The sequence below is a fragment of the Sphingomonas sp. 2378 genome (assembly GCF_038084995.1).
GTDB lineage: Bacteria > Pseudomonadota > Alphaproteobacteria > Sphingomonadales > Sphingomonadaceae > Sphingomonas.
In genome coordinates this window covers 1-21753 of the sequence record NZ_JAXCMJ010000051.1, presented here as the reverse complement: position 1 = coordinate 21753, position 21753 = coordinate 1, and the positions used below count along the sequence as shown (strand labels likewise).

The 21753-nt window shown below is 65.8% G+C and carries 13 protein-coding genes and 2 pseudogenes; 5 read left to right on the top strand and 10 right to left on the bottom strand.

Annotation, left to right across the window (positions count from 1 at the left end; genetic code table 11):
- Positions 1-85: 85 nt before the first annotated feature.
- Positions 86-283 (top strand): annotated as a pseudogene (locus SM191_RS17250) (efflux RND transporter permease subunit); the annotation flags it as partial.
- 12 nt (positions 284-295) lie between these two features.
- Here the strand turns inward: SM191_RS17250 and SM191_RS17245 are convergent.
- A pseudogene (locus SM191_RS17245) lies at positions 296-523 on the bottom strand (efflux RND transporter permease subunit); the annotation flags it as partial.
- 124 nt (positions 524-647) lie between these two features.
- On the opposite strand from SM191_RS17245, the gene SM191_RS17240 reads away from it, so the two are divergent.
- The 4 genes from SM191_RS17240 (at position 648) to SM191_RS17225 (ending at position 6786) form a co-directional block, all read left to right on the top strand.
- Positions 648-1187 carry an RNA polymerase sigma factor gene (locus SM191_RS17240; protein ID WP_307001684.1) on the top strand — a complete coding sequence of 180 codons (540 nt, stop codon included), beginning with the start codon at positions 648-650 and terminating at the stop codon, positions 1185-1187.
- Positions 1171-2118 (top strand): FecR family protein, encoded by a 948-nt coding sequence (locus SM191_RS17235; RefSeq protein ID WP_341507264.1) that lies wholly within the window; start codon positions 1171-1173, stop codon positions 2116-2118. The genes SM191_RS17240 and SM191_RS17235 overlap by 17 nt, the downstream gene beginning before the upstream one ends.
- A 76-nt stretch (positions 2119-2194) precedes the next feature.
- Entirely contained in the window at positions 2195-5155 is a 2961-nt protein-coding gene (locus tag SM191_RS17230; protein ID WP_341507263.1) for a TonB-dependent receptor, read from the top strand.
- Positions 5156-5166: 11 nt separating this feature from the next.
- A complete protein-coding gene (locus SM191_RS17225; protein ID WP_341507262.1) occupies positions 5167-6786 on the top strand; it encodes an FAD-dependent oxidoreductase in 1620 nt (539 codons plus the stop codon).
- A gap of 104 nt (positions 6787-6890) precedes the next feature.
- Here the strand turns inward: SM191_RS17225 and SM191_RS17220 are convergent, their stop codons facing one another.
- From SM191_RS17220 to SM191_RS17180, 9 genes are all read right to left on the bottom strand, one after another.
- A complete protein-coding gene (locus SM191_RS17220; RefSeq protein ID WP_341507261.1) occupies positions 6891-8513 on the bottom strand; it encodes a glycoside hydrolase family 32 protein in 1623 nt (540 codons plus the stop codon).
- Between the two features lie 129 nt (positions 8514-8642).
- Positions 8643-11447: a TonB-dependent receptor gene (locus tag SM191_RS17215; RefSeq protein WP_341507260.1), complete on the bottom strand. Its 2805-nt coding sequence runs from the start codon at positions 11445-11447 to the stop codon at positions 8643-8645.
- 105 nt (positions 11448-11552) lie between these two features.
- Positions 11553-13052: a glycoside hydrolase family 32 protein gene (locus SM191_RS17210; protein WP_341507259.1), complete on the bottom strand. Its 1500-nt coding sequence runs from the start codon at positions 13050-13052 to the stop codon at positions 11553-11555.
- Positions 13049-14425: a sugar porter family MFS transporter gene (locus SM191_RS17205; protein WP_341507258.1), complete on the bottom strand. Its 1377-nt coding sequence runs from the start codon at positions 14423-14425 to the stop codon at positions 13049-13051. The genes SM191_RS17210 and SM191_RS17205 overlap by 4 nt, the downstream gene beginning before the upstream one ends.
- Entirely contained in the window at positions 14418-15383 is a 966-nt protein-coding gene (locus tag SM191_RS17200) for an ROK family protein (RefSeq protein ID WP_341507257.1), read from the bottom strand. Before SM191_RS17200 ends, SM191_RS17205 begins: the two co-directional genes overlap by 8 nt.
- 209 nt (positions 15384-15592) lie before the next feature.
- Entirely contained in the window at positions 15593-16714 is a 1122-nt protein-coding gene (locus tag SM191_RS17195) for an ROK family transcriptional regulator (protein ID WP_341507256.1), read from the bottom strand.
- A 471-nt stretch (positions 16715-17185) separates the two neighbouring features.
- On the bottom strand, positions 17186-17752 hold the full coding sequence (locus tag SM191_RS17190) for a hypothetical protein (RefSeq protein WP_341507255.1): 567 nt from the start codon (positions 17750-17752) through the stop codon (positions 17186-17188).
- 80 nt (positions 17753-17832) lie between these two features.
- Positions 17833-20547, bottom strand: coding sequence for a beta strand repeat-containing protein (locus SM191_RS17185; RefSeq protein ID WP_445949880.1), 2715 nt, complete (start codon positions 20545-20547; stop codon positions 17833-17835).
- The coding region (locus tag SM191_RS17180) for a YDG domain-containing protein (protein ID WP_341507253.1) at positions 20499-21753 on the bottom strand (1255 nt) is incomplete at its 5' end. The genes SM191_RS17180 and SM191_RS17185, both read right to left, overlap by 49 nt.

The following is a 21753-nucleotide window of genomic DNA, read 5'->3' as shown; positions in this document are numbered from 1 at the left end:
TGTCGCGGTGAAGTTCGCCTTCCTCCAGAAGGTTCGCTACACGCTGATCGGCATCACCACTGTGCTGACCGCCGTGTTCTTGCCCATGGCGCTGTCCAGCGGCTCGGTCGACGCCCTCTCGCTGACCCCGGCGCTATGCGCCACGCTCCTGAAGCCGGTCGCCGGCCACGAAAAGAAGAACCGCTTCTTCACCCGGTTCAATGATCGCTTCGATCGCATGACGGCAGGCTATGAGCGGTGGGTCGTGGCCGTGCTGAAGCGCACGGGTCGCGCAATACTCGTGTTCGTTGCGGTTCACCGCGCCGATGAATTCGCGCATCGCCTTGGAGGTCGCTCCCTTCGGCGACAGATGCTCCTCGTGCATGATGCGCTCGACATTCTCAACGACGACGATTGCATCGTCGACGATGATGCCGAGCGCCAGCACCATGCCGATCATGGTCAGCACGTTGATCGAGAAGCCTACCAGCAGCATCACCGCCAACGTGCCGAGCAGCGCGATCGGGGCGGCGATCGCGGGGATCCGGAAAACCCAAGACGCTGTACGTCGGGGATCAGTGGAGCGTGATCGTGACGGAAACCGGCATTAGTGAACTCATGGGAGGAATAGGAGAGTCGCAACGGAACGCGAGGCGCTAGCAGAATGGGTGGGGCGTGAGATCCTGCCGCACGAACGTGACCTGCGCGGCTGGTTGCGGCGTCGCCTCGTGCCGCCCGCCGACGTGGAGGACATCGTGCAGGAATGCTATTGCCGCCTTGCGCAACTCCGCAGCATCGAGGAAATCGACTCGCCCCGTGCCTATCTGTTCACCATGGCGCGCAATCTCGTCCACCGTCAGCGTCGTCACGCGCGCGTGGTGCGGATCGAGTCGATCTCGGCAGACGAAGTGGGCGAACTCGCCAGCGAAAGTCCGCTCCAGGATCGCGTCGCCGCCGCGCGACAGGAAGTCGATCGCGTCCGCAGGGCACTCGCCACGCTGTCCGAGCGCGCGCGGCGTATCTTCGTCATGCGGCGCGTCGAGGGGCTCAGCCAGAAAGAGATCGCCGTCGCGCTCGGCGTGACGGAGACGATCGTGGAAAATGATGCCAGCCGCAGCCTTCGCGCGATCCTGCGCCATTTGACCGACGAAGAGGCCGACACGACCGGTCGCGCCCGCGAAGGAGGCGATCGTGCCCGCACCCGGTGACGACGCCGCCGCCTGGGCGCTGCGCCACCCGCTCGACGCGGCGGGCGAACGTGCGCTGGAGGCGTGGCTGGCGAGCGACCCGCGCAATGCGGGCGCCCTGCTGCGCGCGATGGCCGCCCTGACCGTCGTGGACCGCGTCATCATGGATGACGCCGAAACCCCGCCCCATCCTGCTCCAGCCACAAGATGGTCGAGCCGACGTGGCCTGCTGATCGGTATGACCGGCGCCATCGCCGCGAGCGTGGCCGGACTGATCGGCTGGCGTCAGTTCGCCGCAGACCATGTCACGACCGCGCGCGGTGAGATCAGGCGTCTGCCTTTCGCGGACGGGTCCGTCGCCACGATCGACAGCGACAGCGCGCTTCGCGTCGTGCTGGCCAGCGAGCAGCGCTGGATCGCGCTCGACCGTGGCCAAGCCTGGTTCCAGGTCGCGAAGGATCGTTCGCGCCCCTTCGTCGTCGACGCCGGCATTGCCCAGGCGCGCGCGGTCGGCACCGCCTTTTCGGTCGAACGGCGCGACGACGGTGTCGAGGTCGCGGTCACCGAGGGCCAGGTGGCGGTCTGGCCCAGCGCGGCCAGCGGTATGATGACGATCCTCCACGCCGGTCAATATGCGCGTTTCCGATCGTCCGACGCCGCCCCGGTCACCGGCACCGCACCCGCCGCGATCGAGCGCGCGCTGGCCTGGCGCGGCGGCGAGATCGCTCTGGAGAACGAAACCGTTGCGGCGGCGGTCGCCCGGTTCAACCGCTATAACCACCGCCAGCTTGTGGTCGACGACGCCGAATTGGCGCAGGAGCGGCTGATCGGCCTGTTCCAGATCGATCGCCCGGAGGATTTCGCCGCCTCGCTCGCCGCGTCGTTCCCTGTTGCGGTCACGAGCGGACCCGACACAATTCGGTTGGGGCGGAAAAAGTCGCCGCCATCCTGACGGAAGAGGCTCGCGCCGAACTCAAGGGAGGTGAGCGCTTCGACAACAGGAGCGCCGCTCCCGGGAGAGGAACCCTATGTCACTCGCGCGTCATCGCCTGCTCGGCACCGCTGCCATCATCCTGTCGAACGCTGCCCCCGCGACCGTCGCCGACGCGCAGACGCGTCGCTTCGACGTGCCCGCGCAACCGGCACGCACCGGCATTCCTCAGTTCGCGCATCAGGCGGGCGTCCAGATCCTCGTCTCGAGCCCGCTCGCCGAGAAGGCGACCGTCAATCGGGTCAGCGGCGCACTGGACGTGACCGAGGCGCTCCGCATCCTGCTTGCGGGGACCGATCTGGTGCCGGTGCGCGCGGGCGGCGCGATCATCCTGCGCCGTGCGGCCACCAGCGCCGCGCTGATGCCGGTCGCGGTCCAGACCGAGGCGAGCGCCGCACCCGTAGCGCCCCTATCGGAAAATCCGCCCGAGGAAACGCCCCCGCAGGACATCGTCGTCACCGGTATCCGCGCATCCCTGCAACAGTCGATCAACGTCAAGCGCGCCGCGTCGAACATCGTCGACGTCATCACCGCGCAGGACATCGGCAAACTGCCCGACCAGAATGTCGCGGAATCGATGAGCCGGATCACGGGCGTCCAGATCACGCGTCGCGAGGGCGACGGATCGAACTTCACGGTGCGCGGCATCTCTCAGAACCGGCTGGAGATCAACGGCCGCACCTTCCTCGGCCCCGGCGCGGGCGGCAGCGCGTCGCTGGAATCGGTCAGCCCGGAGATCATCTCGAGCATCGTCGTGGCCAAGTCGCCGACCGCCGACATGCCCGAGGGCGCACTGGGCGCGACCGTGAACCTGAAGACCAAGCGGCCTCTCGATCTCGCCGATCTCGTCGTCAGCGGGCGTGTTCAGGGCGCGTACACCGATCAGGCGGACCATCTGGGCTATCGAGGCTCGGCGCTGGTCTCCAAGAAGTTCGGCGACAGCTTCGGGGTGCTGGCGAGCGCGGCCTATTCGAACACACGGACGCGCGGCTATCAGTTCGATACCGGCGGCTGGACCCGCACCGACAATATCGACGGCAATGGCGACGGCATCGCCGATCCGGGACTCTATCGACCCAATCGCTACATGGCGCGGATCTTCGACCGCGCCGAGCAAAGGCTGACGCTCAACGGTTCGCTGCAATACCGGCCAGTCGACCGGTTCGAATTCATTCTCGACGGCACCCACACTTGGCTCAAGCGCGAGCGGCAGAGTGCCAATTACCAGGTGCTGTTCAACGACAATGACGTGGGTGCCGTCGCCGATGAGAACGGCACCGTGGTAAGCGGGACGTTCAACAACGTCACCGTCCGCCCGCTGATCTATGACGAGCCGACCGAGTTCCGATCGACCAATATCGGCGGCTCGGCCAAATATGAGGGCGAGGTGGTGACGGTGCGCGCCGACGCCTCCTACAGCAAGGGGCGCGGCACGGACGGCGGGCCGGGTGCCTCGTTCACCTATGTCGTCGTCCCGCGCGCCGGACGGGTCGCCAATGCCAGCTATGATTTCTCGCGCGGTGGCGCGGTGCCGAACCTTTCGCTGGGCTCGAACTTCGACCTGAACGACCCTGCCCAATATCAGCTGGCATCGATCTTCGAGAACGACTTCGTCACCGACAATTCGGGCTATGATGCGCGGCTCGACTTCACCATCCGCACCGATCTCGGCCCGCTTCGGACGATCGAGGTCGGCGGACGGTACGAGAAGATCCAGTTCTACTCCGAGGCGCCGCAGAACATTCCGACCGCCGCAAGCCTGCTCGGGCGTGGTGATCGCAACGGCGACGGCATTCTCACCGTCGATGAATTGCCGGGCCTGGTCTACGACAATCGCCAGGGCAGCTTCTTCCCCGGCGTATCGGGAGATTTCCCCCGCGACATACTGGGCGGCGGCACCGACAAGGGGGCGGCGCGCGACGCCTTCGGCCTTCCGATCCCGCGCGCCGACACCATCCCGTTCGGCCGGGTGTCGATCAAGGACGTCGACCAGGACACGCTGGCCTTCTACGCCAAGGGCAATTTCGCCGGTACGCTGGGCAGCATGCCGATCAGTGGCAATGCCGGTGTGCGCTACATCACCTTCGAGCGCATCTCTTCCGGTTTCCTTTCCGACACGCAGCCGACGCTTTCGAAATCACGCTTCGACTACTGGCTGCCGAGCGCCAATGCCGCGCTCGATCTGCGCAGCAATCTGACCTTGCGCGCGGCAGCGGCCAAGGTGGTGGCGCGGCCGAGCCTGAGCGACGTCGGGGTCAGCTTCGTGCCGCTGTTCGTGTCGCGGACCGGCTCGCGTGGCAACCCTGCGCTGCGTCCGTTCGAGGCGACGCAATATGACATGACGCTCGAATGGTATTTCGCCCCATCGAGCGCGATCACGGTCGCGGGCTTCTACAAGAACGTCGATTCCTTCACGATCAACCGCACGCAGAGCGAGCTCGTCGCGGGTCTGTCCGACCAGATCGATCCCAGCACCGGCCAGCCCTATGGCCCGTTTCAGATCACGCAGCCGGTCAACGGGGAATCGGGCACGATCAAGGGGGTGGAGGTCGCGTATCAGCAATCGCTCCGCTTCCTGCCGGGCCTCCTGCGCAATCTCGGCGTCCAGGCCAACTATACCTTCGTCGACAGCGAGACCCCGCTGGTCGACGAGGCGACACAGGCCCGCCTGCCGCTTCCGGGCCTGTCCAAGCACAGCTATAATCTGATCGGCTTTTACGAGGATTCCACCGTGTCGGCGCGCGTGGCCTACATCTATCGCAGCAGCTACCTGCTCGGCCAGGGCAGCGCGGCGGCAGGGGGCAGTTCCTATGTTGCCGGACGCGGCCAGCTCGATGCTTCGGGACAGGTCAATCTCACCCGCTCGGTTCGGCTCACGGTCGAGGCGATCAACCTGACCCGCGCGATGGATCGGCAATATCTCCAAACACCGCTGCGGCTGCTCAACGCCGCGCGCGAGGATCGCCGCATCTTCTTCGGCGTCGCCGCAACCTTCTGAGGATATCCGTCATGGCATCGCTTCGCCTCGCACCGCTGCTGCTCCTGCTCGCGGGTGCCGCCCCACCCCCGGCCGAGCCGGTCGCCGACATCGTCATCTATGGCTGCACCGCCGGCGGCGTGATCGCCGCGATCGAGGGGCGGCGCCTTGGGCGCAGCGTCACGCTCGTCTGCCGCGATGCCTATGTCGGCGGCATGACCACCAACGGGCTGAGCTGGTCCGATACCGGCAACCATCGCGCCATCGGCGGGCTGGCGCTCGACTTCTACCGGCGTGTGAAACGGCATTATGACGATCCGGCCGCCTGGACGCTTGCGCCGCGTCCCGCCCGCGCCGAGAATTTCGTCGATGACGGCGCGATGTGGCAGTTCGAGCCGCACGTCGCCGAGCGCATCCTGGAGGATTGGATCGCCGAAGCCGGGGTCACGGTCGTCCGCGACCAGCCGATCGATCGCAGCCCGCATGGCGTGGAGCGAGACGGGACCCGTGTGGTCGCGTTCCGCTCGGTTCATGGCCGTCGCTTCGCGGGGCGGATGTTCATCGATGCCAGCTACGAAGGCGATCTGATGGCGGGCGCCGGTGTCTCCTTCGCGACGGGGCGCGAGGCGAATGCGACATATGGCGAGACGCTCAACGGGGTGCAGGCGCGCAACGCGACCAACCATCAGTTCACGCTCGATATCGACCCGTATCGCGTCAAGGGCGATCCCGCCAGCGGCCTGCTGCCCCGCATAAGTCCGGCACGACTGGCCCCGGATGGCAGTGCCGACAGCAAGATCCAGGCCTATACCTATCGACTGTGCCTTACCGACGTGGCCGCCAACCGGTTGCCGCTGCCGCGACCCGAGGGCTATGACGCCGGGCAATATGCCCTGCTCCAGCGGTATATGGACGCGGGCTATCGCAACGTCTTCCAAAAGTTCGATCGCATCCCCAACGGCAAGGCGGACGTCAACAATTTCGGTGCCTTCTCCACCGACAATATCGGCATGAACTACGGCTATCCTCGGGGCAGCGACGCCGAGCGTGCCGCGATCGCGACGGAGCACCGGCGCTATCAGCAGGGCCTGCTCTGGTACATGGCGAACGACCCGCGCGTCCCCGCCGAGACACGTGCGGAGATGGGACGCTGGGGACTATGCAAGGACGAGTTCACCGGCAACAAGGGCTGGCCTCGCGAGATGTATGTCCGCGAGGCGAGGCGGATGACGTCCGATTTCGTGATGGCGGAGCCCCATGTGAGAGGTCTGAAGCCGACGCCGCGTCCGATCGGCATGGGCTCGTACCAGATGGACTCGCACAATGTGCAGCGCGTGGTCGACGCGCGCGGCTTTGCGCGCAACGAGGGCAATATCGAGGTCGGTGTCGCCAGCCCCTACCCCATCGCCTATGACGCGATCGTGCCGCGACGGTCGGAAGCGACCAACCTGCTGGTGCCGGTCGCGCTATCCGCGTCGCACATCGCCTATGGCACGATCCGCATGGAACCCGTCTTCATGATCCTCGGACAATCGGCGGCAAATGCCGCCGACCTCGCGCTGCGTTCATCGCTTCCGGTGCAGCAGGTGCCGTACGACGCTCTTCGCGCTCGTTTGCTCGACCAGCGGCAGGTGCTGTCCTTGCCAAAATAGCGACGCGGACGTCGCGCGCCTGCCATGCGGAAGCACTCGCCTGGGCCCATGGGGTAGAGCGGCAGGAAATACGCTACGTGGCCGACATGACGCTCTGCCGGGATTCATACGAACCTGTGGATTCGAACGTCCGAGACGCGAAGCGAGCCGCCGTTTGCGGTGAAATTCAGGCCCACCGCATCGGGAGGCGCCAGGATGAGTTCGGACAAAACGGCCTCGCCATCATTGACGAAGAGCTCGATCGACGCGGTATCGATAAAGATGCTGACCGTCACAACGCCTGCGGATGCATCGCAGGTAATGTCGCGATTCTGGCGCCATGCCGCGCTTGCCGGCGCATCGGGGCCGCTGGCATCGCGCTTTAGAAACACGCGATTGTCGCGCAGCGCGAATCCGACCTGGGTGAAATATCCCTTGCCGCCCCGGACCGACAGCCAGGCGCCGCCGGGCCAGTCGGCCCCGGTCCGGGTCAATGTCAGATCGATGCGGCCCGCCATGATATCGGCATCGGCGGGCCAGACATAAGGGGTCCCGTCCGCGATGGTCTGGTCCGCCCCGCTCACCGTCCGCGCGAACACGTTATTTTGCGCCGCGACCGGCGTCATACGCAGGCGCGGGGTGCCACCGGTGCGTTGGAGGCGGAGTTGTCGAACGATACTCAACTGCCCGCGATAGCCATGGGGCGCGGGCAGTTGATTGGCATAGGCCCAGTTGTTCATCCAGCCCATCGTATAGGCGGTGGCGAGCGGATCGGCGGCCTGCGGATCGCGCCACACCACCGCCGCATAATAATCGGCCCCACCGTCCAGCCAGTGCCCGGTCGCGCTGTCGGCGGTGAAGCTGGTCCCGTCGAAGCTGCCGACCCAGTAATAGGTGCCGCCGGTAAAGCCACTGCCCGACCCGTCGCCACCGACCAGCAATATCCATTTGTCGCCCGACGTGGTCCCGTTCGCCTCGTACAGATGCAACGGGAAAAGGTGCGAGCATTCCATCACCCCGCCGACGAGATCGGACAGGAAGCCACTGGCATAGCGCCATTGTTTCAGGTCGGGTGAGGTATAGAAACCGATCTTCCCCTCTTCCGACAGCGTCATTACCCAGCGCGCCGTGGGGGCATGCCAGAATATGGTCGGATCGCGGAACGGCTTGTTCCCCGGAAAATTGGGATGGACGATCGCGTGAAAGGCAAAGGTCGCGCCACCATCGCGCGAATACCACAGGGCCGTCGACTGGTTCTGCCCGGCGGCATTGTCGGCCGGCATCGTCGCCAGCGCGATCAGCGTGCCCGCGCCGAAACCGGCGGTGTTGTCGGTATCGATCACCGCGCTCCCGCTCCACACATCGCCGAACGACGTGGTGCGCCGGGGGATCGATACGCCGCGATCGGTCCAGGTGACGAGGTCGGTCGAGGTCCAGCGCCGCCATTCGGTACCGCCATCGGGCCAGGTCGGATTGTAGAGCGCCCACATCGTCCAGCTATCCCCGATCCGCAACGGGCGCTGCGGATCGTTGATCCACCCGCCATCGGGCGCGGCGACATGATAGCGCGGCCGCGCACGGACGCTGGTCGCGGTCGCGCTGAGCGTAGGAGCGGGCGTCGGCGTCGGGCCCGGTGCGAAGACCAGCCCCCCGCCCCCGCCATCCTCGCCCGACGCACCGCAGGCCGGCAGGATGGGCAGGGTCGCGATCAGGCCGAGTGCCTGACGCCGTGAAACGATCGATGGCATGGCGATATCCTCTCCGCGCGCGGCGAATGGCCGCACGCCATGGTTCGCGCGCCGCCTGTACCGGCGGTTCGCGCGGGGTGTCGGGATGCAAAGGGGTGGCGGCGCGACATGACGCGCCGCCGCAAAACGCTACATCTTGAAACGGACGCCAAGGCTGAAATACCGCCCCTCGATCCGCAGGTCCCGACCGAACGACTGGGTTTCGTTGTAGAAGCGATAGTTGCGGAAGGGCTGCGCCAGGATATTGCTCACATTGGCGACCAGCGAGACGTTCTTGAACGCATCATAGCTGGCCGAGAAATCGAGCCGTGCGATCGGCTCCACCAGTTCGCCCGCATATTGGTCTTCGTTGATGTTGCGGTTGTAGCTGGTGACGTGGCGCGAGCGCCAGTTGTAGGACAGGCGGGCCGAGATGCCGTCCTTTTCATAGAAGCCGGTCAGATTATACGCCCATTTCGACAGGCCGGTAATCTCGACCTGCCGATCGCCCTCCCCCAGCACGCGCGGCAGCTGGTTGGTGCCGTCGAGATAGGTGACATTGCCCTGCACGCCGAAGCCGGACAACGCACCCGGCAGGAAATCGAAGAAGGTCTGGAGCGACGCTTCGATCCCCTTGATCCGACCGTTACCGGCATTCTCCGGGCGATTGAGCTGCACCCGGCCATAGATGGGATCGTTCACCACCTGCGTATAATAGCCGATGAAGCCGTTGAGATCGCGGTAGAAGGCGGCGACCGAGGCCGATCCGTTCTTCGAGAAATACCATTCGAGGCTGGCATCGTAATTCTTGGACGTCAGCGGACGCAGGTCGGGATTGCCGCCGGAGCCGGTCGCGTCGAACACCGGCGGCGTACCGTCCGGGCCGGGGCTGTTGCGGGTGATGTTGATCGACGGGTTGAGCTGCCCGAAACTCGGCCGGGTCCGCGTCTGGGTATAGCCGAGGCGGATTTGCCATTCGTTCGAGAAGCGCAACCGGGCGATGGCGGAGGGCAGCACGTCGACATAATTCTGCCGCGTGACGCTGGGGACGATCCCGACCGTGCCATCGGCGGCCTGCACCCGGCTGAACCCGCGATAGGTGCCATCGGTATTGACGATGCGCGCGCCGACCGTGCCGTCGATCCGCATGCCGCCCAGGTCGATATCGAACTTGCCTTGGCCATAGGTCGCATAGCTCGCCTCGCTGGCCGTGAAGCCGCCCAGCGGGTCGAAGGGGATGTCGGCGGTCGCGAACTTCGTCACCGCCTCGCGAATGCCATTGTCCCAGGGGAACAGCACCGTCGCGCGCTGGACCGATTGCAGCGCGAGCAGGCGCAACGCCTCGCCATTCGCGCGGACCGCGTCGCGGCCGGGCGCCAGCCAGTTCTGGAAGCGCTGCGGATCGCCACGGAAACCATCGGTGATGAGACCCAGCGCCCCGGTCGGCAAGCTGTCGAGCGGGATGTTCAGCCCGGCGGTATAGGCATAGCGGTTGTTGTTCTGCGACGACGCATTGCGGTCGCTGACGCGGAAACCGAACTGCAAGCGGGGCAGCCAGCCCCAGTCGGTTTCGAGATCGACGTCGATCCGCCCCTGCACCCCGTCGCCCTTGGTCACGAAGTCGCGCTGGTAATAGCCGCGCCAGCGGCTGTTGGCCGGATTGTCGATGGCATAGCCGCCCAGGTCGAACACCGCCGATCCGCGCACGTCCCAGTCGACGTTGATCGTCGGGGCCGACGCCAGTTGCGCATCGACGCTATACTCGGACGCTTGATACTTGCTGTTGGTATAGGCGAAGTCGCCGGACAGGGTCGCGCGGCCCGTCGTCCATTTGAACCCGGCCGCCGCCTGCCATGTGTCGGTACGATCGTCCTGGGTCGAGCGATAGAATTCGGGGACATAGCCGCCGGTCTTGGTGAAGCTGGCCGCCTTGTCCGGTTCGCCCGGCACCAGCACGACGTTGCTGAGCGTCGGGGCGACGCCGTTCGCGTCGCGGCGCTCGAAATTGACGTTGAAGGCATCGCGCAGCACTTCTCCGCGATAGGCCTGCCACAGTCCCTCGGCGAAGAGTTCGAGGTTCGGGGTCGGCCGCCACTGGATCGTGCCGTTGACCGCGGGGCGATGCCGCACGCCCTTTTCATAGAAATTGCCGGCATTGGCAGGAAAGCGGAAATCATTGCCCACGCCCGGCGTCGTCACGGTCAGGTCGTCGGCCGGATCGTCCGCACCGAAGCCGCGCGGCGAGATGACAGCGGAATCGGCATAGCGATCAGCATTGCGATAGGTGGTGCGGACATAGCTGACGTTGATCAGCGCGCCCACCTCCCCGATCGGCGTGTCCCAGCGCTTGGTCAGCAGCAGATTGCCCGCCGGGTCGAACGCCTTGGCCTGATCGTTATACGAGGCACGCAGTTCGCCCGCGATCTCGGTATCCTTGACGTCGAACGGACGACGCGAGCGAAGGTTGACCAGACCCGCAAGCCCGGGCTCGATGAGGTCGGACGTACCCGACTTGTAAACCTCGATCCCCGCCGCGACGCCCGCCGGAAAATCCTGAAGGTGCAGCACGCGGTCCTCGGCCGAGAAGAACTCGCGGCCATTGAAGGTGGTGGCGACATCGGGCAGGCCGCGCACCAGGATCACACCGGCTTCGTCATTGTAGCGCTGTACGGTGACGCCGGTGACGCGGGCGATCGCTTCGGCGGCGTTGTTGTCGGGCAGCTTGCCGATGTCGTTCGACACGATCGCATCGACGATTGAGGACGAGTTGCGCTTGATCTCCTGCGCCGAACCCAGCGCGGCGCGGTATCCCGTGACGACGATATCGGCGCTGGCGTCATTTTCGGGTGCGGCTTCGGCCTGCGCCTGCGCGGTCGTATCTTGCGCGGCGGCGGGGATGGCGGCGAGCGGGATCACCGCGCTCGATGTCAGCAAGGCGAGCAAGGTCTTCGGCATAAATCCTCCCAGATTTCCGTTTTGTTTTTTTGGTTGTTGAAAGAGTCGACAGGTGGGCGTCAGCCCGGCGCGGTCGCTTCCATCGTGGTGACGAATGCGGTCATGTCAGCGCCCGCCCCCGGTCATCGGCCATGCCTGCATCGTCAGCTTCGCGCTGCCACCCCGCGCGCTCGCGCTCCAGCGCAGCAGCCCGCCCCCGCGAAAGAAACGGTCGGTGATGGTGTGCGTGCCGTCGCCGATGAAGACTTCGAGGATCGACTGGTCGGCCAGCACCCGCAGCCGCACGCGCTTTCCCTTCAGGTCGACCGGCGCGACATGGCGGTTGGCGAAGCCGTCGTGGAAATGCGGCCCCGACCGGGTGCGGTCGACGAACACCTCGTCGACGCTCGGGTTGACGCCGATCAGCGTCTGATAGCCCTGCTCGTCGGTCAGCGCGATCGTCACCTGATCGGCGGTGCCGGTGTCGAGGTCGAGCGTCAGGTCGGCCGAACCGCCCGCGATCGGCAGGTCGGTGGGCGTTTCGCCAAGCGTGCCGGTGAACGGCTGCGGTGCGCCGCGCAGGCTGGCCACCTCGCGCACCGGCATTTGCGCGATGCGATAGCCAAGGAGCGTCTTCTTCAGCGTCACCTCGCGCGGCACGGTCATCAACCCGCGCGCCGGCCAGGTCGGGATCGCCTCCGCATAGCGCCAGTCGTTGGCCCAGCCGATCCAGACGCGGCGCTGATCGTCCTTCGGCAGGTCGTTCCACGACACGGCGGCATAGAAGTCCGCGCCATAGTCCATCCACTGCGCCTCGCTCGGCCAGCCGGGGACGGTGGTGAAGCGCCTGCCGTCGAAATCGCCGACGAAATACTGGCCGCCCGATCCGCCGCCGACGGCATTGTCGCCCAGGTTGATGCCGAGCACCCAGCGCTTCTCGCCCGGCGCGCCGCCCTCGACCGGCAGCTCGAACAGGTCCGGGCATTCCCAATTCTTCCCTCGCCCGCCCGCAGGTCCGAAGCTGCTGGCGAAGGTCCATTGCTTGAGATCGGGTGAGGTGAACAGGACCGCTCGGTTCTCCAGCGCCATGACCGCCACCATCACCCAGCGCTTCGTGGGCGCGTGCCAGAAGACCTTGGGATCGCGAAACTCGGGCGAGCCGACGCTCAGCACTTCGCCATGGACGGTCCAGGTCCGGCCGCGATCGTTGCTATAGGCGACATATTGCGATTGCAGCTTCGCCTTGGGATTATGCCCGGTATAGATCGCGACCAGCGGCGGCTTCCCGTTCTTTCCGAAACCGGTCGTATTGTTCCAGTCGACCACCGCGCTGCCCGAGAACGCCATGACGTCGGCGGTCTCCGGAATGGCGATCGGCAGTTCTCCCCAATGGACCAGGTCGCGGCTGACCGCATGGCCCCAGCTCATATGGCCCCAGCGGTCGCCATGCGGGTTGTACTGGAAGAACAGGTGGTACTCGCCATCATAATAGACGAGCCCGTTGGGATCGTTCATCCAGTTGCGCTCGGGCGCGAAATGATAGGTCGGGCGCGGATCGGCCCGCTGCGCCGAGGCATGGGTCGGCAGCATGAGGCCGACCATGGCGAGCAAGATGAGCGATTTCATGCCGCCTTGCCCCCCAGATCCATGTCCTCCAGCGCCACGCCGTTGGTTTCCGGCATCACGCGCACCGTCCACACCAGTTGCACCAGCATCATCTCGCCGAAGAAGGCGAAGACCCAGCCACCGACCGCGCTCGCCACGATCGGGAACAGCCAGGTGATCGCCGCCGCCGCGACCCAGTGGGTCGTCGATCCCAGCGCCTGCCCCTTGCCGCGCACCGCGCTGGGGAACACCTCCGAGATGAAGACCCAGATCACCGCGCCCTGGCTGATCGCGAAGGCGGCGATGAAGGCGAGCAGACCGCCAAGGATCAGCGTCCCGTCCGGCGCGGCGCGTTCGAGCTGCCAGCCGACCAGCAGCAGGGCGGCGGCGCAAACCACCGAGCCGACGATCAAAAGCGGTCGCCGTCCAAAGCGGTCGATGAAGAACAGCGCCGCCACGGTGAACAGCAAATTGGTGCCGCCGACGGCGATCGACTGCAACAGGGCGCTGTCCGCCCCGGCACCGGCAAGCTCGAAGATGCGCGGCGCATAGTAGAGCAGCGCATTGATGCCCGACAGTTGATTGAACATCGCGATGGCGATGGCGCAAGCCACCGGAAAACTGTGCGCGCTCTGGAACAGCCGGGTATCGCTCCGCCCCGCGTCGCGGCGCTCGGCGGCTTCGATCTTCACCAGTTCGGCTTGGGGGGACAGGAAGCCCAACCGGGTCATCACCGCCACCGCCTTGGCCCGGTCGTTATGGATCGCCAGCCAGCGCGGGCTTTCGGGCAGGACGAAGGTGACGGCAAGGAACAGGGCCGAGGGCACCACGACGATCCCGAACATCCATCGCCATGCGACCTCGGGCGGGAATGCTTGCGCGATCAGATAGTTGCTGAGGAACGCGATCAGGATGCCCAGCACGATGTTGAGCTGGTTCATCGCCACCAGCCGCCCCCGGAAGCGCGCAGGGGACACTTCGGCGATATAGATCGGCGTGACCACCGATGCCGCCCCGATGGCAAGGCCGCCCAGGAAACGGAACGCGATCAGCATCGGCCAGCTTTGCGCCAGCGCGGTGCCAAAGGAGGAGACGACATAGGCGATCGCGACCGACAGCATGATCGCCTTGCGACCATAGCGGTCGGCGGGCGCGCCGGTGACCAGCGAACCGATCACCGTGCCGATCAGCGCGGATGCGACGGTAAAGCCGAGCGATGCGTCGGTCAGCGCGAAGCGCTCCTGCAACGCCTGCGTCGCGCCGGAAATGACCGCGGTGTCGAACCCGAACAGCAATCCGCCCAGCGCCGCCCCGGCCGCGCTCAGCACGATCGCGGTCGTCGCCCGCGCATCGTCAACATCCTGCCGGCCACCCGGCGTCGCGATGCTATGCATCGACCGTCTCCTTGTTCGTGTTAGAGGGTTCGGCCATGCGCCAGTGCATCGGCCATTGGCGGGTCGCGGTGCGATAGGCGAGCGCCAGCGCGCCGGTCAGCCCGGCCGACGCCCCGGCGGTCGGGGCGACGACATAATCCTCCATGTCGATCATGCGCATGCTGGCATCATAGCCGGCCAGTTTCGCGACCAGCGCCGAACGCACCCGCCCGTACATTTGCGGCTGCATCACACCGCCGCCCAGGATGATCCGGTCGGGGCGGACGACATAGGTAAGCGTCGCGCACAGCGCCGCGACATAGTCGGCCTCGATCGCCCATGCCGGATGGTCGGTCGGCAATTGCTCGGCCGGCACGCCCCAGCGCGCGTGCATCGCCGGACCGCAAGCCAGCCCTTCCAGGCAGTCGCCATGGAACGGGCAGATACCGGCGAACATGTCGTCGCCCGGCGCACGCGGGACAACGATATGCCCGGCCTCCGGATGGTTTGCTCCGCCATGCGGCGCCCCGCCGATCAGCAGGCCGACACCGATGCCGGTGCCGACCGTGACGTAGCAGAAGCTGTCCAGCCCCTGCCCGCTCCCGAACAGCCGCTCGCCCACCGCCGCGCAATTCACGTCGGTGTCGAGCGTCATGGGCGCCTCGATGCTCTGCCGGAAATGTCCGAGCAGGTCCGTATTCTCCCAGCCCGGCTTCGGTGTCGAGGTGATATAGCCGTAATCGGTCGCCAGCGGATTCAACGAGAGGGGCCCGAAGCTGCCGACCGAAAAGGCCGACAGGCCACCATGGACACGCTGCGCATCGCGGAAGAACGCACTGGCCGCGCCCAGCGTCTCGGTCGGGACCGTGGTCGCAATCCGGGTTTCGGCAAGGATCCGTCCGTCACGGTCGGCGACGGCGCACAGGAACTTGGTGCCCCCGGCCTCAATCCCACCGAGCAGCAGCGGTTCGCTTACCACCGGAGCCCTACCCGTCCTGCATGCTGCACATTCATGGCCATCATACCTCTCCCCGTCAGCGCCGCTTTTGCGGTCGATCCCACTAAATCTACTAATGTGATTTAGTTGGTCAAGGGCAATTCGCTTGACATTTCAGCCATTTGTTTCGCAATCGTTTGTCGTTAGCGATATCATGGCGAGTGCCCGGTTCGCTTTCCGCGATGATTCGATCAGCCCCGCTTGAACAAGCTGCTGAGATCGGGCGAATATTGCGCGTGTAGCGGCAACAGCCCCGCGCCCATCGCCGCTGCCTGCCGTCCGAGCGTGCCGATGCGCAATTCGGGTGCGAAGAAATCGGGCGGGGCATGATCGGCGAGTCGTTGTCCCACTGCCGCCGCGATATCGGCCAGTTCCCCCGCCGCCAGCGATCCGTCGAGGATCACCGCCTCCAGGTCGAGCAGGCTGTTGGCACCCGAAATAGCGAAGGCCAAGGCTTCGGTGCAGCGACGCCGCCATCCCTCCAGGTCGGCGGACGTGGCAGCCCGATCGCGGTCGTAGAGCGAGGCATGGTGGATCAGCGAGTCGCGCCGGCCATCGGCCATGACCGGCATCGATGCCAGCGCGCCGGCATTGCCGTGTCGGCCCTGCACCACCTGCCCGCCCAGCACCAGACCGCCGCCGACGAAGGTGCCGAGGTTGATGAGCAGATAATTCTGAAGATCGGTTCCGGCCCCGCACAACAAATGCGCCAGCGCCGCCGCATTGCCGTCATTGTCGAAGAAAGTCGGCCAGTGCAGCCCGGCGCGCAGCCGGTCGGCGACGTCGCCCCGGCGCCATTCCTCCGCCTGGTCTTCCGAGATCCCCAACTCGTCGCGCCATTCCCCCAGGAACCACGGCATCGCGATGCCGATACCTAGAAAGGTGCTGGGATCGCGGAGCGGAGAAGGCAGTTGCTCCTGCAAAAACCGGTCGATTCGCTCCACGGCTAGGGCGATGGTCGGAAAGGCACCGGCATCGCAATGCATCGCCTTTTGCTGCCCGTCGAAATCGAGCAGCACCAGCGTCATCGCATCCCGGCCGATCTCCACGCCGACCGTGTAGCCGCGCGCGCCGTTGATGCGATAGACGGTGGCCGGTTGTCCCATGCCGCCGGTGCGCTTTTCCGCCTGGAACAGCAACCCGTCGCTGTCGAGTTCGTCGATGATCCGCACCACTGCTTGGGGCGAAAGGCCGGTCACCCGCGCCAGTTCGGCCTTCGATGCGCCGTTCAACCGCCGGATCACCGACAGGATCAGCCGCTCGTTATAGCGACGCATCCCGCTCGCATTCGTGCCCTTGCGCGCCATATGCATTCAGCCATCCGCTCCATCTCTGCCGTTATTGTGGATCGGTTATAGCCTACCGTTCCTCGGCGACAGCGACGCTACCGGCAAAGGGCGATATCAGGAAGCGGCGAACGGCCTTTGTTTCCAGCACAATGACGGCACCCTTCGCGGTGCCCCGGGAAACGGCCGTTCCGACCCGGTTGGCACGGTTGCAGCTTCCGACATGCATTCACGGTCGATCTGGCTCCAGAGCCATCTCGCGATCGTTCGTCAGCGCGCCGGATCAGGCCTTTAAGCCGGACGGAGACGTGTCGGACGGGGTTGAGGTTTGGGCTGCGGGGTAGCGAGGATCAGACCACGAAGGACCGGCTACACTCGAAGCCGGGAGGATTGTCGCAAGGGGATCCAGACGCCAGCGAAGAGAGAAGAAAATCCCCCTCAGCGGCCAGACCGTTGCCGCGCCGGTGGTCACCGTCACGTCGGCGACAGATGAACGACCTACCCGGCCTGCCGCGTCCGCGAGGAAGCGTTGATCGAGCTACCGTTGTGCGAATGCGGATCGCCGTTCATCAAGAGCCTGATTGCCGCCGCCGAATCCGGGACGAGCCGATAGCTGCGACGTCCGGTTTCGATGGCATCGGCCGGGATACCGACAAGCCGAAGGGCATGTCGCAAGTTGCAGATATAGACCTTGACCGCCTTGGCGTCGGCGGTGCGGATGCCTGCCGCCCGAACCAGTTCTTCGCGTGAAACATAGAAACCGGGCTCGTCCAGCAGGCGCAACAGGATCGCGACACCGTTTCGCCCCGCACGAGGCATGAGTGCGACGAGGCGATCGATGATCGGGAGGAGGCGCCGGTCCTGCCCCATCGGCTTTCGCGTTCGGGGCGGGATGAAAACCTCCGGGGAGGGAAACAGCTTCGACAACCCAGGGTCGATCGGAGTGCCGGGACGGTCCTCTAGGCGATGGAGCAACGCACGCGCCGCCGACAGAGCCTGGATCCCCGCGTCGATCATGGCGGCCAAATCGTGATAATCCTTATAGCTCGCATGGTCGTGGACCACGGTCCGGTTCCCCCCTTCTGTGTGGCCAATGTTGCCGGAAGATCGCGAAGGTCGCCTCCTCACGATCCTCCGGCATCCGTTCAGCGCGATGGCTCGACGAAGCGGATCGTCGTCGTGACCGCGCTGTTGGTCGGATACGGGAACCCGCTGCCCAGGGCAGGTCCGCAATTCGTGCGGCTGCTACCGTTCAGGCACGAATTCAGCGGGTCCTGACCGTTGGAACCCTCGGTCCCGCCAAGACGCCCTGCCTCTTTTGCGGTGCCCTGTTCTTCGTTGGCGAATTGCATCACCACCGTCAGATTGCCCGGCAGTTGTTCCTTGCCGATCCATCCGAAGCCCGAAGTGTTTTCGAACAGGCCGGTCCACTGATGCGGCAAGTTCCGCGTCTCCGTGGTGCCGGGCAGCGATGCAAACGCACGATTTGCGAGCGACCGGGCATTCTGGATGATGACGGGGGTAATACCGCCTGGTACCGTAGTGATGGTCAGGCGACCGTCAGTGACACTCAGCGCATAATTGTCGCTCACGCGAAGTGAGCCGGCGCGGATCGCGTAACTGCCCGCTTCTTCCCCGCTGTCGCGAACAGGAGAGCCGTTGATCTGGTCGCCTGTGACCAGCGACCCGCTGCTTACCGCATAATTGAATGCCGGATCGGCCTGCCCCTTCACCTTGGTCGCGTCGGCGAGCGTCAGCGCCAGCGTCCGGCGATCGATCGACCCCGCCGCATCGACCAGTCGGACGACATAGTTGCCGCCGTTATTGCCGTCGGCGAGCGTGTAGCCGGTCACCTTGAGCAAGCGCTCGCCAGCATTACGATCGTCAAACACTTGCGATGCGGCAACCGTATCGCCCGCCACGAGCCCGTTGATCGTCACCTTGCCCGAGGAGAGCCGGGTTCCGTCATAGGTCTTGCGGTCGGCGCTGGCGGCCAGCGTCAGCGTTGCCTTGGCAATCGTCGCGCTCCCGGCCCCGAGGCCGGACAGCACATAATCGGCCGCATCGCTGCCACCCAGCACCAGGCCGCTCAGCGACACCGCCTTGCCGACCCCGGCATTGCGATCGAGGAAGCGCAGAGCGCCACCCGTCGCATCCAGGACCAGATCGTCGCCGACGATGACGTTGGTGAGGCCACCGATCGTCCCGGTCGCGACGGTGGTACCGTCATAGACCTTATCATTGCCGTCGTTGATCGTCCAGCCATCGGCCACCTGCAACAGACGGCTGCCGGCATGGCGGCTGTCGAAGCGCTGGGTCGCGTTGACGGTATCGCCGCCCACCAGACCCGCTGCCAGCACGGCCGCAGCGGACACCGTGGTGCCGTCATAGATGCGGCTGTCCGCAACCGCTTTCAGGTTCAGCGCACGCGGCGTGATCGTCGCGGTGCCGACCGCGATGCTGTCCAGCGCGTAGTTCCCCGCGTCCGCCCCGCTGAGCGTCGCCCCGGTGACCGTCACCGCCTTGTCGATACCTGCATTGCGGTCCGCAAAGGCCAGCGTTCCGCCGGACAGCGTCACCTGGTCGCTGCCGACCAGATTGAACAACCGGCCGAAGGTGCCGGTCGCCGCCGTGGTGCCGTCATAGACCTTGTTGTCGACGGTGATGCCGGTCGTGACCAGTCGGCGTGCGATGGTGCCCGCAGCATCGACCAGATGGACGATGTAATTGCCGCCGTCATTCCCGTCGTTGATCACTTGGTCGACCACCTTCAGCACGCGATTGCCCGCATTGCGGCTGTCGAACGCCTGGGTGGCGGTGGCGCTGTCGCCAGCCACCAGGCCGGTGATCGTGACGGTTCCCGCCGAGGCGGTGGTGCCGTCATAGGTCTTGGTATTGTCCGAGGCGGCGAGCGTCAGCGAGGCGCGCGCCACGTCGGCAATCCCCAGCACCGTGTCCGACGCCAGCTCGAAGTTACCGAGACCGTTGCCCGAGAGCGTATACCCCCCCAGCGTCACGCTCTTACCGGTACCCGCATTGCGGTCGGCGAGCGTACCCGTCACCCCGCTGGCATCGAGCGTCACGCCGTCCGCCGCCAGCAGCGCGCGGGTGGCGGCGTCGTTGGCCGCAGCGGCGAAACTCAGACCACCGGCCTGATCGGAGCGCAGGATGACCGTGCCGTCATAGGTCTTCGCTCCCCGTCCGGTCACGTTCACCGACACCTGCCGCGCGGTGATGGTCCCGATATTCGCCGATGCCTGATCGCTGCCCAGCATGTAATTGGCGGCATCGTCGCCGGTCAGCCTCATGCCGGTGACCGTCACAGTCTTGCCCGACCCAACGTTGCGATCGGCATAGCGCGCGCCATCGGTAGCCAAGGTCACCGCGTCGCCCGCGACGAAGCCGTCGAGGTTGATCGGGGCCACCGTCGCGACGTCGGTGCCGTCATAGACCTTGGTCACCAGGCCGGTCAGCGCACCCGACAGCAGCTTGCGATCGATCACGCCCGAGGCATTGACCTTGACGATCTGATAATTGCCACCGTCATTGCCGTCCGCGATCGTCCAGCTGTCCGCACCGATCGTCCGCAGCCCCGCGGCCTTCGTATCGAACGCCTGCGTCGCGGTGGCCGTATCACCCGCCACAAGCCCGTTGATCGTCACCGTACCGTTGGAGGTGCGGGTGCCGTCATAGGTCTTGTGGTCGGCGCTGGCGGTCAGGGTCAAGGTTGCCTTGGCGATCGTCGCGCTCCCGGCCCCGAGGTCGGACAGCACATAATCGGCCGCATCGCTGCCACCCAGCACCAGTCCGCTCAGCGACACCGCCTTGCCGACCCCGGCATTGCGATCGAGGAAGCGCAGAGCGCCGCCGGTCGCATCCAGGACCAGATCGTCGCCGGCGATGACGTTGGTAAGGCCACCGATCGTCCCGATCGCGAATTGCCGTCGTTGATCGTCCAGCCATCGGCCACCTGCAACAGACGGCTGCCGGCATGGCGGCTGTCGAAGCGCTGGGTCGCGTTGACGGTATCGCCGCCAACCAGCCCGGATGCCAGCACCGCGCCAGCGGACACCGTGGTGCCGTCATAGATGCGGCTGTCCGCAACCGCTTGCAGGCTCAGCGCACGCGGCGTGATCGTCGCGGTGCCGACTGCGATGCTGTCCAGCGCATAGTTTGCCGCGTCCGCCCCGCTGAGCGTCGCGCCGGTGACCGTCACGGCCTTGCCGATACCCGCATTGCGGTCGGCAAAGGCCAGCGTCCCGCCGGACAGCGTCACCTGGTCGCTACCGACCAGATTGAACAGTCCGCCAAAGGCGCCGGTTGCCGCCGTGGTGCCGTCATATTCCTTGTCATTGACAGTCACTGCGGTGGTCAGCAGGCGCTGCAGGATTGCGCCATTGGCGGTCCCACCGATCGAGACGATGTAATTGGCACCGCCATTGCCGTCCGTGACCGTCCAGCTGCCGTCGACCACATGGAGGACGCGGGCCCCGGCGTTCTTGCCGTCAAAGGCCTGCACCGCCGTCACGCTGTCGCCTGCCACCAACCCACTGGCCTGGACCAGCGCCGCCGAGTTGGCGGTGCCGTCATAGGCACGCATGTCGCTGGATGCGTTGAGGATCAGCGCCGCACGACCGATGTCGGCCGTGGTATCGGCGATCGTACCGAGCACGTAGTTGCTCGCATCCGCGCCGTTCAGCGTCGTTCCCGTCACGGTAACGGTCTTGCCGATCCCCGCATTACGATCGGCAAAGGCCATGGTACCCGCACCGATGCCAACCGCATCGCCCGCCAGGACGTTGGTCAGTGCCGCATAACGACCGGTCGCCGCGGTGGTCCCATCATAGACCTTGTTGTCGGCGGTGATGCCGGTGGTGACCAGGCGGCGTGCGATCGTGCCCGAGGCATCGACCAAGTGGACGATGTAGTTGCCGCCGTCATTGCCGTCGTTGATCACCTGATCGACGACCTTCAGCAGGCGATTGCCCGCATTGCGGCTGTCGAACACCTGGGTGGCGCTGGCGGTGTCGCCGGTCACCAGCCCGGTGATCCTGACCGTCCCCGAC

Coding starts and splice junctions, on each gene's coding strand:
- SM191_RS17195 (WP_341507256.1), bottom strand. CDS start 16,714: ATGCATATGGCGCGCAAGGGCACGAATGCGAGCGGGATGCGTCGCTAT.
- SM191_RS17210 (WP_341507259.1), bottom strand. CDS start 13,052: ATGAAATCGCTCATCTTGCTCGCCATGGTCGGCCTCATGCTGCCGACC.
- SM191_RS17220 (WP_341507261.1), bottom strand. CDS start 8,513: ATGCCATCGATCGTTTCACGGCGTCAGGCACTCGGCCTGATCGCGACC.
- SM191_RS17230 (WP_341507263.1), top strand. CDS start 2,195: ATGTCACTCGCGCGTCATCGCCTGCTCGGCACCGCTGCCATCATCCTG.
- SM191_RS17225 (WP_341507262.1), top strand. CDS start 5,167: ATGGCATCGCTTCGCCTCGCACCGCTGCTGCTCCTGCTCGCGGGTGCC.
- SM191_RS17215 (WP_341507260.1), bottom strand. CDS start 11,447: ATGCCGAAGACCTTGCTCGCCTTGCTGACATCGAGCGCGGTGATCCCG.
- SM191_RS17205 (WP_341507258.1), bottom strand. CDS start 14,425: ATGCATAGCATCGCGACGCCGGGTGGCCGGCAGGATGTTGACGATGCG.